We start from the raw sequence: 14,295 nt of genomic DNA, 5'->3' as shown, positions 1-14,295 counted from the left end.
CCTACTGCGCGCCTACTGGGGGCGCGCGAAAATAGTGACGAGGCACAGGGAGAGACGAAGCCTCGTTGGGGCTCTTCGGTTGAATGCGTCCGCTTTCCTGCGTGACGCTCTGCAGCGCTCTCTTTGCATAAGGAGCTCTTGGGTGAGACATCACGATCCATCATTCCTGCGCGCGTTGGGACTCTTCAGGCTCTCACGCGCGCCTCGGCGGAAATGCTTCCTGCTGATGGGGGGCACCCTCTTCAGCGCTATCGCCGCCGGCGCCTCCTGCAGCTTGAATGCTCCGGACGAGGAGCTGCACGGCAAGGCGAAGCTCGCCGTGGAGGGCGAAGGCCCGACCTGCGTCACCATCCAGCGCGGGACAGCCGGCGCGGTGGAGGACGCGACGATCTGGGAGACGTTCCCGACATGGAGCGACTCGACCGTGCTGATCCGGACGGGCACGCTGGCCGGCTTCGGCGTGCGGCACGCCGTCCTCCGCTTCGACCTCTCGCCGGTGCCCGCCGCGGCGCAGGTCGCCTCCGCGACGCTGCGCCTGAGGCAGATCTACCGGGACGATACGAGCACCAGCACCATCAACATCCACCGGATCCTCTCGCCGTGGACCGAGCCAACGGTGACCTGGCAGAGCCTGGCGAACGGTACCGATTTCGACCCGGCGATCGCGGCTTCATTTCAGTCGCTGCCCGGCGCCGGGATCCGCACGGCCGATCTGACCGCGCTCGCCGCGGCGTGGCTCGCGGGAACCACCCCGAATCACGGCGTGTTGCTGGAAGAGGCGCCGGTCCTCACCACCTCCTTCCGGAGCAGCGAGGATCCGAACGTGGCCGAGCGGCCGAGCCTCGAGGTCTGTTACACGACCGCGGCGACCTGCACGGGTACGCTCGACGACGGGGACGCGTGCACGACCGACACCTGCGACCCGGTGCTGGGCATTGTGCACACGCCCATCTCGACGGACGACGGCGATCCGAGCACGATCGACACGTGCGATCCGGCGACAGGCGCGGTGACGCACGTGTCCTGTCCGGCGCTGGATCCGACCGTGGCCACGCGGCTCATCGACGCCGTCGGCTGCATCTACCAGGGGCCCAACGCGCCGCAGACGGGCGTGACCGCGACGATCGCCCCGGTCTCAGTGGCAGTAGTCAAGGGCAAGGTCGCAACGCGCGCGGGCGCTCCCATCTCGGGCGTAAGGGTGAGCGTGCTGCACCACGGCGCGGGAGACGCGGAGAGCTACGGGCAGGTCCTCACGCGCGCGGACGGGGCCTTCGAGCTGGTCGTGCGGGGAGGCCAGCCACTCACGATGAAGTACGAGAAGGCCGGCTATCTGCCGGTGCAGCGGCAGGTAGGCACCCAGTGGCAGCGCTGGTCCGAGGCGCCCGACGTCGTGCTGATCGAGAGCGATCCGGTGGTGACGCCCGTCACGCTGGGCGGCGGGGCCGGGGCGCAGGTCGCGCGCGGGAGCGTCCAGACGGACGACAGCGGCACGCGCCAGGCGACGCTGCTCTTCCCCTCGGGCACGACGGGGACGATGACCGTGCCGGATCCGAGCGGCCCGCCGGGGGCGACGATGACCGTGGCGCTGCCGGCGGAGGTGCACGTGCGCGCGACCGAGTACACGGTCGGGCCGAACGGTCCCGAGGCGATGCCTGGGACCTTGCCGCCGACCAGCGGGTACACGTACGCGGTGGAGCTCGGGCTCGACGAGGCGGTCGCCGCCGGGGCGACGAAGGTCGAGTTCAACAACCCCATCCCGTTCTATGTCGAGAACTTCCTCGACTTCCCGGTCGGGATGCACGTGCCGCTCGGCTATTATGACACCGAGAAAGGGGCGTGGGTGCCGGCGGACGATGGGCGCGTCATCGAGATCCTCGCTGTGAGCGGCGGGGTAGCGTCCGTCGACATCGACGGCGACGGCGCGGCCGACAGCGCGAGCGAGCTCGACGCGCTTGGGATCAGCGCCGAGGAGCTCGGACAGCTCGGCGCGCAGTATGCGGCGGGGACGAGCCTCTGGCGATCCCAGGTCACGCACTTCACCCCGTGGGACTGCAACTGGCCGTTCGGCCCGGGCCCCGGCGCCACACCGCCGCCAATCGGTCCTGGCGGCGGCGGCGGCGGCGGCGGCGGCGGCGGCGGCGGCGGCGGCGGCGGGGATCCGGACGACCCCAGCCGCGAGTGTGGATCCATCATCGAGTGCGAGAGCCAGAGGCTCGGGGAGCGCTTCCCCGTCGTCGGGACGCCGTTCGGCCTTCACTACAAGAGCGATCGAGCCAAGGGACTCAATCGGGCGGCTTATCGGCTCGAGATCCCGCTGACGACGTCGGCCGTACCCTCCAACCTCGATCGCATCGCCTTCAAGGTGACCGTGGCGGGGGCGACGTTCGATCTGAGCGTCGACTGCCCCTGCTCGCCGGACCAGCAGTACACGTTCGAGTGGGACGGGAGAGACGCGTTCGGACGCGCGGTCCCCGGAGTGCAGCCGGTCACGGTGGACATCGAATACGTGTACGACGGCGTCTATTATGTGCCTGCCGCGCAGGGAACGATGTCGAGCGGCTCCGGCGGCGGCGGCGGCGGCTCCGGCGGCGGCGGTCCCCGGTCCTTCGGGGTTCCTTCCGACGTGGTCATCTCGGGCAGCCTCGCGCGGGAGGAGATCTCCCTGAGCCGACGCTGGGAGAGCACGCTTGGAGGCTGGACCAACGGCGCGGCCGCGCTCGCCGGCTATAGCTTGACCCCTCACCACGTCTTCGATCCGAACACGTCCACGCTCTACCGAGGCGACGGCGTTCGCCGCACGGGCCGCGACATGGTCTCCGTGCTCCGGCGCGTTGCCGGCGTTCGGCCTCTTACTGGAAGCAATTGGACCGACGATGGAATTCGCGCCGAATCGGCGTACATTCAGACTCCTCGTGGAATCGCGGTAGGACCGGACGGAAGCATCTACTACTCCGAGACATTTGCCAGCCGCATTCGAAAAATCACGCCCGAAGGGCTCGTGTTCACGATCGCCGGCACCCTCAATCAATCGGGATACAACGGTGAAAACCAGCCCGCCCCGCAGGCGCTCTTAAACTCTCCTGGCCAACTCGCGATCGGGCCCGATGGTAGCATCTACTTTCACGACATGAACATCCATCGTGTCCGCAAGATCGCGCCTAACGGGATCGTTACCACCGTTGCGGGCAATGGTATCGCGGCTAGCGCGACCACTCGCGCGGCTGATGGCGCGCTTGCCAATTCGGGTCGGCTCGATGGTGCCGTCAATGGCATGGCGGTGTCCGATGACGGTAGCCTGTACCTGGCTTTCTCGAAGAAGATCCGCAAGGTGGCACCCGACGGGATCATCACGACGGTTGCGGGCACATGGGACGGCTTACCCGCGAACAGCTCGGGCGACGGCGGGCCCGCTGTCCAGGCCCAGTTCGGTCAGATCAGCGGAGTAGCCCTCGGGCGGGATGGAAACATTTACATCTCTGATGCAACTGGCGGGAATACGGGCAACCGGATCCGGCGGATCGATCGCAACGGGATCATCACCACGATCGCGGGCAACGGCGCTACGAGCCTATCGGACGACGGCATGAGCGCGGTATCGGCCTCGATTGGCACTCCCGGTCCCTTGACCGTCGGACCGGACGGTAGCGTGTATTTCTACTCACGCGTCAATTTTGGTGCACAAAAGCTCATCAGGCTGATCACGCCCGCTGGGGTCCTCGCCACGGTTGCTGGCAACCGTGCCCCTCGTCCTGCAGCATGCTCCAGCTCGATTTGCGGTTTGGATGGCCCAGCGACCGCGGCATGGCTCCGGGAGCCGACAGCCTTGGCCTTAGCGCCGGATGCCGGCCTGGTGTTCGCCGATGAAGGCAGCGGCTCAGCGAAAGACGCGATTGCCCGCATCGACACTGCGCTCCCGGGCATCAAGGCGGCCGACGTCGCCATCGCGAGCGACAACGGGGCCGAGGTGTACATCTTCGACCAGCAGGGAAGGCACCTCGCCACCCGTGACGCGCTCCTCGGCACCGTGCGCTACGACTTCGGTTATGATGCCGCGGGGCGGTTGAGCACGATCACCGATGTCGACCAGCAGGTCACGACCATCCAGCGCGACGCAGACGGCTACCCGACGGCCATCCTGGCGCCGACTGGGCAGAGCACCTCGCTCACCCTCGACGCCGAGGGCTATCTCTGGAAGGTCACGAATCCGGCGAACGAGACGACGATGCTCTTGTATTACCCGAATAGCGGCCTGCTCCAGTCCCTGGAGGACCCGCTCGGCCGGCTGTACGAGTTCGAGTTCGACGTGAAAGGACGCCTCATCAGGGACGAGGATCCGGCGGGCGGCTACAAGCAGCTCACCCGGACCGAGACGCCCAACGGCCACCGTGTCACGATCACGACCGCGATGGGATTGACCCGCGAGTACGAGATTGCGACGCTGCCGGACGGCAGCAAGCAACGCATCCGCACCGGATCGGACGGGCTCTCCACCGTGGAGCAGACCCGCACGAGCGGAGCCAAGACGATCACGGCGCCGGACGGCACCGTGACCTCCGTCGAGGAGAAAGGAGAGCCGCGCTTCGGCATGCAGGCCCCCATTCTCAGCAGCGAGACGATCACGACGCCTCTAGGAAGGACGCGACTGGTCACCGGGGCGCGCTCCGTGACGCTGTCGGACCCCAGCGACTCGCTGAGCGTCACGTCGATGACCGATACGTTCACGATCAACGGGCGTCAGTTCACGAAGCTGTTCAACAAAGCCACGAACACCGTCGTCACTACGCTGCCGTCAGGGCGGAGCATGACGACTACCCTGACGCCACAAGGGCGGACGGCGCGCATCGCGCTCCCTGGAATCACCGCGGTCGATTTCGCGTACTATCCAGATGGCCGGCTGCACACCTTGTCCCAGGGGTCGAGGACCTGGACGTACACATACGAGGACGGATGGCTGGCGAGCACGACGGATCCGCTGCTTCACATCGAACACTTCACCCGTGATTCGGTCGGTCGGGTGACGCAGGTGACGAGAGCCGACGAGGAAATCATCGAGTCGAGCTATTACGCTGGCGGACGTGTTCATACGGTCACTCCGCCAGACCGGCCGGAGCACACCTTCAGCTACACCCCGGCAGATTTGCTGGAACAATACGTTGCCCCTGACGCCGGATCCATCCCCACGGCGACCTCCTGGTCCTACGATCTGGATCACCTGCTCACGGGCTCGACCCGCCCAGGTGAGCTCGCCAGCGTCTACACGAGGAATCCTGGGACCGGCCGGCTCAGCCAGGTCACGATGCCGCTCAGCATGGGGAACATCAGCCTGAGCTACCATCCAACAACTGGTCATGTCGAGAGCGTCACTGGGCCATCGGGCATCTCGCTCGGCTTCGGCTACGACGGTGCCTTGATGACCAGCCGGACATGGGCAGGCGCCGGGTTCGGGAGCGGCCAGGGCGCCGTGCACTGGACGTACGACAACGACTTCCGCGTCAACAGCGAGACCATCAACGGCGGCGCGGCAACGAGCTTCGGGTACGACAACGACGGGTTCCTCAACCAGGCTGGCGGCCTCACGCTGTTCCGGCACACGCAGAACGGGATGTACACGGGAAGCAGCGTTGGCGTCATCAGCGACACCGTGACCCCAAACGCCGATGGCGGCGTGCAGACCTACGTAGCACAGGCGGCCGGTTCTGTGCTCTACCAGGTGAGCTATACCCCGGATGCCCTGGGGCGCATCGGCCAGCAGACGGAGACGATCCTGGGAGAGACCCACTCGTACGAGTACGAGCGCGACCTTGCCGGGAGGCTTACCGACGTGTTCCGGGACGGCGTGCTCGTCGCGCACTACGACTATGACGCGAACGGCAACCGCCTCGCGAGGACCTCGCCGTCAGGGACCGAGGGAGGCACCTACGACGACCAGGATCGGCTCCTGACCTATGGGACCATGACGTACGGGATGAGCCCGGCGGGTGACCGAACGAGCGTGACCGACACGTCGACGGGAGGCACGACGAACTTCACGTACGACGCCCGCGGCAACCTGCGGCACGCCGAGCTGCCGGACGGAACCGAGATCGCCTACCTCGTCGACGGCGAAGGGCACCGCATCTGGAAGCAGCGGAGCGGCGTCAATGTCCAGGGGTTCCTGTACCGGAGCGAGCTTCAGCCGGCGACAGAGCTCGACGGCGCGGGCACCGTGGTGGCCCGCTTCGTCTACGGGCGAGGGCGTAACGTGCCGGAGCTCATGATCAGGGGCGGCGTGACGTACCGCATCCTCACTGACCACCTCGGTAGCCCGCGGCTCGTGGTGGACGCTGCGACCGGCGCGGTGGCGCAGAGGATGGACTTCGACGAGTTTGGGCGCGTCCTGGTCGACACGAACCCAGGCTTCACGCCGTTCGGCTTCGCGGGAGGGCTCTACGACCTCGACACGGGGCTTGTGCGCTTCGGGGCGCGAGACTATGACGCCGCAGCGGGGAGGTGGTTGACGAAAGATCCCAGCCGCTTTGCTGGGGGATTGAACCTCTACGCTTATGCACACGGCGACCCTCTCACCTATATCGATATCAATGGCAGGAACCCGTGGCTGGTGGCAGGAGCGATTGTCGCTGGCGGAGTAGTGCTTGCGACCTGGTTGGACACCTTCTTGCTCCCGGGTAAAGACGCCGAGAAAGAAAAGGATCTCCCCGGTACTTGGAACGGGCCAGAGGACGCCTATCGTCATTGCCTTGCATCATGTGTTGCCACGGGTCACTTTTCTTCCGGCTTCGCCGAGGCTTTGAGCTCACTCAATGAAGACGACACGAGTACGGAAGGCGAGAAGATGGATCTTCACAACAACGAGCGGGGCCGTGAGTGCGGAAAGCGGGTGAGCTCGGATACCATCGACGAGTGCAGGGACATGTGCAAGGATGAGCTCAATTCCGGCGGGTTGCGCTTCTTGCCCAAAGACAAATGGGTGGAAAATCGACATTGATAGAGCAAGCGGATGAGCCCCACATCGCGTTCTTTAATTTCCAGTCGAGCTGCCGTGCGCGCCCTGCTTGTGGCGACTGCAATCACGGCGATGTGGGCACATTTCTTCATGTTGAGGACGGTGAGTGTCCGCAGCCGCGCATCGGACGAGGCGCTCGTTGTGTGGCTAGCGATGGATGGCGCCGCGTCCAGACGACTGATGCTCAATCCTGAGCAACGCGACACCACGTTCGTCTGGGGGCGGCCATCGCGCGACACATCCCTTGATGTGTTCGCACTGCGGGGAGGCGAGCCGAACCCAATCGGCTCCTGCGGTTATCAGGGCCGGTGGTCACCAGCAGTAGATTATATCGTCCTCGTGACAGAGCGGGAGGAGGGAGAATTAAAAGCGTGGTGCGAGCGCACCTCTACGCTGGAGGCGGTGGTCGACGCGGTGGTCTTTAGCGAGAACTGGTGAGACGCCGAGGGCATGCGTCATCGAGGGATCCGCTGCATCGTTCACCGGACCACGAACGGCGGTCTCGTCCGGCTGACTCGGAGCATATCGATTGAAACAGTGCCCCGTCCGCGCGCGCCAGAGGACGCGCGGACGGGGCGGAGGGGCATCGCGCTCGGTCCGGTGAGCCGGGGGCCTGCCCCTCGTCACGCGAACGCGTTGCGCCGCACGATGGTCGCCTCGCGGTCCGCGCCGACCAACACCACGTCGACCGGCACGCCCGTCTCCTTCTCGACCAGCCCCACATACTGCCGCGCCGCCGCCGGCAGCTCCGTCATCGAGCGGGCGCCGTCGAGCGGCTCACTCCAACCGGCCACCTGCTCGAGCACCGGCTTCGCCGCCGCGATCTCGTCGATCGGGAACTCCCGCGTCCGCCCCGAGGGGCTGTCGCAGGCAACGCACACACTGAGCTCCGGCATGCTCGTCAGCACGTCGAGCTTCGTGAGCGCGATCCCGTCGAGGCCGTTCACGCGCGCCACGTAGCGCGGCGCCGGCAGGTCTAGCCACCCGGTCCGCCACGGCCGGCCCGTCACCGAGCCGTACTCGTTGCCGACCGACCGCAGCCGTTCGCCCAGCGGACCGCCGAGCTCCGTCGGGAACGGGCCCTCGCCCACCCGCGTGCAGTACGCCTTCGCCAGGCCGAGCACTCGGTGGATGCGCGTCGGGCCGACCCCGGCGCCCACGCACGCGCCCCCGGCGATCGCCGACGACGACGTGACGAACGGGAACGTACCGTGGTCGATGTCGAGCAGCATTCCCTGCGCCCCCTCCAGGAGCACGCGCTCGCCGCGGCGGAGCGCCTCGTCGATGAGCTGCGACGTGTCCGCGAGCAGCGGCGTGATGCGCTTCGCCAGCGGGGTGAGTTCCTCGATCATCGCGTCGAGCGACGGCGGCTCGCCGCCGAGCGCGCGCAAGGTCGGCGTCCACGCCTCGATCGAGCGCGAGGCGAGCTGCGCCGCCGCTTCATGTCGCGCAGGTCGCCGAGCCGCGCCCCGGGCCGCCTTATCCTCGTAGCACGGATTGATGCCGTGCTTCGTCGTCCCGGGCCGCGTCCCATCCGCCTCGCGGAGCGAGTCGACCAGCGGGTGATACGGCAGGATCAGGTGCGCGCGATCCGACTCGGCTTCCGGCAGCGACACGCATTACGCTTTTCCCGGATGCCTGAACGTACAGTGAGGTACCCCCCGCAGAGGAGCCTCTCGCGCGCACCCATCAGCGCCAGGCGACGTCGCGGCCGCGGTCCTGCGCCGGCAACGGGTTGGGCCACAGCGGCAGGAGCGACTGGCGGTAGACGGTGAGCCGCAGCAGGTCGATGCCGGCAACGGCGCCGAACGCCATGGCATCGTCGGTCCCGTAGCTCCCCTGCAGCGACAGGCTGATCCCGAGCGGCCCCCCCAGCGTGAGCGCGCCGGCGACGCCGGTGGAGCCAGGGCCCCAGAAGCGCTGGTAACCGCCCACGTCGAGGGCCAGGCCGAGCGGGCCGGCCTGGAAGCCGCGCGTCGCGACCCGCGCGAGCAACGCAAGATCGATCCCGCTGTCCAGGATCGGCGTCGCACGCAGCAGGCCGCCCACGATGATGGGCGCGTCGGGCGTGGTCCCGACGCCGATGTCGAACGACAGCGCGCCGTCAAAGACGAGATCGCTGTCGCCCTGCTTCCAGCCGACCGCGCCGGCGCCAAAGAAGGTCCACGCGGACGTGTCCGCGCGCGAAGGCGATGACCAGGCGAGCGGGGCAAGCAGGGCCCCCAGGGCGACGAGGCAGGCGATCGGCGAGCGCACGCGGAGCGAGCTACCACGAAGCGCCGAGCGGCGATAGGTCAGCGCGCACCGCCCCGCCGCTCGACGATCCGCCGCGCCACGAGGGTCGCCACCTCAGGGTCGAAGAGGAGCGTGTTGTGCCCCCGCGCCTCCATCACCCGCACCTCGCCGCCCGGCAACGCGTGCGCGATCGGCGAGCGAACCAGCGTGTCGGCACCGGCGACGATCGACAGGTGCGGGACGCTCGACCGCGCCGTCCCGAGGAGGACGCGCCGGAGGATCGGGCTCGACACGTCGAGGTCGCGCGCGCCCCCGAAGCCGAGCAGCCCGGCGCGCGGGATGCCGCCGAACGGGCTCGCCATCGAGATGGTCTGCACGATCCGAGGGTCGCCGACCTCCTGCGCAAAGAAGCGGCACACGACGCCGCCCATGCTGTGGCCGACGAGGTGCAGGCGCACCCCGCCCGGCAGCGCGGAGACGATGGTCGCCAGGCGCTCCGACAGCACCTCGACACCCGGCCCAGGCGCGTACGACATCGTCGCGGTGTGGACCGACCCCGCCGAGGGCTCGGCGCGCACCGAGCCCGGCCGGCCAGGCGCCCGCGACGTGGCAGCATGGCGCTCGATCGCCGTCCGCAACGGCCGGAGGACACCGGCGGACGCGAAGAGGCCGTGCAGGATGATCACCACGTCGTCACCGTCGCGCGTCCCGGCTGGGATCACCGGCGCGAGGGTGTCGTACGGCAAGAGGACCGCCTGCCTCGCAAACGAGGCCACTTCCCTGCCGGTCGCCGCGAGGGCCGCCGCACGGAGCCACTTCACCACGCGGTGGCTCTTACCATGGATCCGTCGCGCGACGTCCCCGTGGCCTCCCGCCGCGCTGTGTCGCGGGCGGCCGAGGCCGCGGAACGCCGGTCACGGCCGCAGCAGCCACACATGGAAGCTGCGGAAAGTCCCCTGGATCGACCGTATCCGGACGAGATCGCCCGGCGCTACATCGCGCAGCGGCACGCGGATCTCCGACCAGCGATCCGCCGGGCGCTCGGGCACCTCGACGCGCGCCTCGTCGCCAGCGCCGCCGACCGCCACGCCGAGCGCGATCGGGCCGCCCCCGTCGGTGCGCAGCGCGAGCACGGCAGGACCGCCGGCGACCGCGCCGATCGCGAACGACTGCTCGCGCCCCTCGGGGATGAGCCTGCCCGCGTCGAACCGCGGCGCGCCGCCGGCGCCGTCCCGCAGCACGGCGCCGACGACCCAGCCGCCGCGCGGCGACGGGAAGCCGTAGCCGTGCGCCCGCTCGTCGATCAGGTCCGCGATGTCGACCTCGTCGACGGCCTCGGCGCGGCGCTCCCCGGGCGGGGCGAGCGCCGACCAGTCGGCCTCGTAGATCACCTTCTCGTCCGCGGCGCACATCACGTTGTCCTCGATCTTCACCGCGTCGACGCGCCTGCCGAAGACGTCCGCGAGCCCGCCCCACCAGGAGGGGTACAGGGCGAAGACGTCGGGCCGCTCGGCGGCGTCGAGCCGCTCGATGAGCTCGACCACCGCAGGCACCCCGTGCACCGAGGCCCGCGCGAACGGCATGCCCCGGTAGCCGCCGAGCCCGAGGCCGTCGATGGCCGGGATCCCCGACAGGTACGGGATCGCGCCCGCGTCGCCGAGCAACACCCGCCGCGGCCGCGGCGCGCGCGCGGCCAGCCGCCGCGCCACCTCGACGTGCTGCCCGGCGATGTTCGCCGACGAGCGGGCGAAATGGTCGATCTGCCGCGCGAACCACGGCGAGGGCGCGGCGAGCGCCGCGAGCGCGAGCGCCGCGGCCACGCCCGCCGCGAGCCGCCCGCGCCGCGCGAGCGCCTCGGTCCCGAGCGCCGCGGCGACGAGCAGCATCGCGAGCGCCGGCGCGGCGTAACGGAGGTTCTGGTAGCGCGCCGTCGCGTTGAGCGCGACGAGCAGCAGCGACCCGTAGGCGCCGAGGAGCAGCGGCACGGCGAGGCGCCGCGAGCGCCGGTCGAGCGCCGCGACGACGCCGAGCAGCGGCAGGAGATACGCCCAGGAAGGGCCGCCGAGCGCGCTCTCCAGCGCCTGCACCCGCAGCGCGGCGAGGTTCTTGATCACCTCGACCGCCTTCTCGAGCGGCGCGGGATACGGGTTCGAGAGGATGAGCTTGCGCACCGCCCCCGCGGCGCCCCACTCGCCCGTGAACGCGCGGTTCGCGGCGGCTTGCGCGCCGAGGAGCAGCGCGGTGGGCAGCGACGCGCGCGCGAGCGCCGCCGCCGCGCTGCGCGAGCCCGCCGCATGGGCCACGGCGACCGCGAGCGGCGCCGCGAGCGCGATCGCCTCGGGCCGCGTCGCCACGAGCAGCGCGGCGAGCAGCCCCGCGCGCAGCTGCTCGGCCGGGCGCCGCGGCGGCGGGGCGAGCTCGGCGCGCCGCACCGCGACCAGCGCCCGGCCCAGCAAGGCGCCGAGCAGGGCGACCTCCATGCCGGAGAACCAGCTCCAGTCGAGCAGCGGCACCGCGACGACGAAGAGCGGCGCGACCCAGCCGACCCAGCGGGAGGAGGCGGCGCCGGGCCCGCGCGGCTCGAGGAGCAGCCGGAGCGAGCGGCAGAGGTCGAGGAGCGCGGCGCACGCGAGGAGCGCGGCGAAGAGGCCGAGCCAGGCGCCGCGGAAGCCGAGCAGGTACCCGGGCGCGAGGACGAGGGGGTACGTGAGGCTGGTGCCGCCCGACGAGTAGCCGTTGCCGGGGATCCACGAGAACGGGTGCCCCAGGGCCGCGGCGCGGGCGAACCCGAAGTGGATGTAGACGTCGTCGAGCGGCGCCGGCCACGCGCCGCCCGTCCTGGCCAGCGCGGGGCCGTAGAACGCCGCGGCCGCGCCGAGGACGGGGAGCGCGGCGCTCGCGTGCCACAAGAGCAGCCGGGTCCGCGGCGGGCGCCTCACGGCCCGGGCGGTACCACGACGGGGGCCGGGACGGCGCGCCGATTCTGGTTAGACTGCGGGCCATGGTGCTCAGAGCTGTGGTGGACGAATCGATCGACGCCGCTCACTGGGAGGCCGTCGAGGAGGCGGCCGAGCTCCTGCAAGAGGAGCAGTTCCAGGCGGCGCTCGTGGCGCTGCGCGACGTGATCAAGGCCTCGCCGTCGAACCCGTACGCGTACAACCTGCTCGGCCACGCGCTCTACGAGCTCGGCCAGATCGAGCCGGCGCGCGACGCCTACCGCGCCGCCGTGCGGCTCGCGCCGAGCTTCCTCGGCGCGCGCGTGGCGCTGTCGCACGCGCTGCGGCGGCTCGGCGACGTCGACGGCGCGCTCGCGCAGGCGAAGGAGGCGCTGCGCCGCTTCCCGAAGGACGGCGAGGCGATGCACGCGATGGGGCTCGCCTACGCGGCCCGCGGCAACCGCGGGCTCGCCAGGAAGCACCTGCAGGGCTTCCTCGACGCGGGCCCGGAGGTCGAGGCCGCCATGGAGGTGCGCCAGATCCTCGAGATGCTCGGCGTCGGTGACGACGACGAGCCGCTCCAGTTCGAGTAGCCTCTGCCGGCGCGCGCGACGCGCGCGGCGTTCCCCGGAGGAGAGACACGCGATGGCGACCACCCCGCACTTCGATCTCATCATCATCGGAACGGGGCCGGGCGGCGAAGGCGCCGCCATGACGGCCGCGAAGAACGGCAAATCGGTCGCGGCGATCGAGCGCTACACGCGGGTGGGCGGGGGCTGCACCCACTGGGGCACGATCCCGAGCAAGGCGCTCCGCCGCGCCATCTACCACATGAACCTGATCAACCAGAGCCCCATCTACAAGCGGATGGATGTGGTGCCGGAGTACCCGTTCGGCGAGCTGCTCGCGACCGCGAACCACGTCATCGACGAGCAGGTCGACCTGCGCGAGGGCTTCTACGATCACAACAACGTCCGGCTCATCCCGGGGCAGGCCAGGTTCGTCGACCCGCACACGATCGAGGTGGAGACCGACGGGACGCAGCACCGGCGCTTCACGGCCGACACCTTCGTCATCGCGACCGGCTCTCGTCCGTACCGGCCCGACGACGTGGACTTCAACCACCCGCGCATCTTCGACAGCGACACGCTGCTGCGGATGGATCACACCCCCCGGAGCATCACGATCTACGGCGCGGGCGTCATCGGCAGCGAGTACGCCTCGATGCTGCGCAACATGCAGGTCGCGGTGAACCTCGTGAACACGCGCGCCAAGCTGCTGGAGTTCCTCGACGACGAGATCACCGACGCGCTCGGGTATCACTTCTGCAACACCGGGATCCGCGTCCTGAACGGCGAGGAGTACGAGAAGGTCGAGGCCACGAAGGAGGGCGTCGTGGTCTCGCTGAAGAGCGGGAAGAAGCTCCGGAGCGAGGTCTTCCTCTGGGCGAACGGCAGGAGCGGCAACACGACCGACCTCGGCCTGGAGAGCGTCGGGATCACGGCGAACAAGCGCGGACAGCTCGAGGTGAACGAGAGCTTTCAGACCAGCCAGCCGCACATCTACGCGGTCGGCGACGTCGTGGGGTTCCCGGCGCTCGCCAGCGCGAGCTACGACCAGGGCCGGTTCGCGGCCAGCCACATCTGCGGCCAGGCCGATTACAAGCTGGTCCGGGACATCCCCACGGGCATCTACACGACGCCGGAGATCTCGTCGCTGGGCAAGAGCGAGCGGGAGCTCACGGCGGAGAAGGTGCCCTACGAGGTGGGGAAGTCGACGTTCAAGACGCTGGCCCGCGCGCAGATCACGGGCCAGCAGGTCGGGATGCTGAAGCTGATCTTCCACCGCGAGACGCTCGCGCTGCTCGGCATCCACTGCTTCGGCGACAACGCGGCGGAGATCATCCACATCGGGCAGGCGATCATGTCGCAGCCGGCGCCGAACAACACGATTCGCTACTTCGTGAACACGACGTTCAATTACCCCACGATGGCCGAGGCGTACCGGGTCGCGGCGCTCGACGGGCTCGGGCGCGTGTTCTGACGGGGAGGGCGCCGCCTCGATCGGCGTGTGGGGGATGAACACGTCGATCGGAGCTCCCGAGCCCCCCGGGACCAGCCC

8 protein-coding genes are annotated in these 14,295 nt (G+C 69.5%); 4 read left to right on the top strand and 4 right to left on the bottom strand.

From position 1 onward, the window contains the following. The first annotated feature begins 142 nt into the window (after positions 1-142). Together WME85_RS12545 and WME85_RS12540 are read left to right on the top strand one after the other, a co-directional pair. On the top strand, positions 143-6,985 hold the full coding sequence (locus WME85_RS12545) for a DNRLRE domain-containing protein (RefSeq protein WP_437837981.1): 6,843 nt from the start codon (positions 143-145) through the stop codon (positions 6,983-6,985). 12 nt (positions 6,986-6,997) lie between these two features. Next, complete coding sequence (locus WME85_RS12540; RefSeq protein WP_437837979.1) at positions 6,998-7,441, top strand: hypothetical protein; 444 nt, start codon at positions 6,998-7,000, stop codon at positions 7,439-7,441. A gap of 185 nt (positions 7,442-7,626) precedes the next feature. Here WME85_RS12540 and WME85_RS12535 read toward each other — a convergent pair whose 3' ends face one another. From WME85_RS12535 to WME85_RS12520, 4 genes are all read right to left on the bottom strand, one after another. Continuing rightward, positions 7,627-8,619: an adenylosuccinate synthetase gene (locus WME85_RS12535; protein ID WP_437837977.1), complete on the bottom strand. Its 993-nt coding sequence runs from the start codon at positions 8,617-8,619 to the stop codon at positions 7,627-7,629. Positions 8,620-8,692: 73 nt separating this feature from the next. After that, the gene (locus tag WME85_RS12530) at positions 8,693-9,259 is read right to left on the bottom strand and encodes a hypothetical protein (protein WP_437837974.1); all 567 of its coding nucleotides are present in this window, start codon (positions 9,257-9,259) and stop codon (positions 8,693-8,695) included. Positions 9,260-9,297: 38 nt separating this feature from the next. Then, the gene (locus WME85_RS12525; RefSeq protein WP_437837972.1) at positions 9,298-10,062 is read right to left on the bottom strand and encodes an esterase/lipase family protein; all 765 of its coding nucleotides are present in this window, start codon (positions 10,060-10,062) and stop codon (positions 9,298-9,300) included. Between the two features lie 90 nt (positions 10,063-10,152). Further along, positions 10,153-12,177: a hypothetical protein gene (locus tag WME85_RS12520; RefSeq protein WP_437837970.1), complete on the bottom strand. Its 2,025-nt coding sequence runs from the start codon at positions 12,175-12,177 to the stop codon at positions 10,153-10,155. A gap of 62 nt (positions 12,178-12,239) precedes the next feature. On the opposite strand from WME85_RS12520, the gene WME85_RS12515 reads away from it, so the two are divergent. Both WME85_RS12515 and sthA read left to right on the top strand, forming a co-directional pair. Continuing rightward, positions 12,240-12,767, top strand: a complete 528-nt coding sequence (locus WME85_RS12515) for a tetratricopeptide repeat protein (protein WP_437837968.1) — start codon at positions 12,240-12,242, stop codon at positions 12,765-12,767. 52 nt (positions 12,768-12,819) lie between these two features. Beyond that, positions 12,820-14,217, top strand: coding sequence for an NAD(P)(+) transhydrogenase (Si-specific) (gene sthA, locus WME85_RS12510; protein WP_437309361.1), 1,398 nt, complete (start codon positions 12,820-12,822; stop codon positions 14,215-14,217). Positions 14,218-14,295: the final 78 nt, after the last annotated feature.

This window comes from Sorangium sp. So ce1153, from assembly GCF_051521595.1.
Lineage (GTDB): Bacteria > Myxococcota_A > Polyangia > Polyangiales > Polyangiaceae > Sorangium.
The sequence above is the reverse complement of the archived record's forward strand: the minus strand, read 5'-3'. Positions and strand labels throughout refer to the sequence as shown.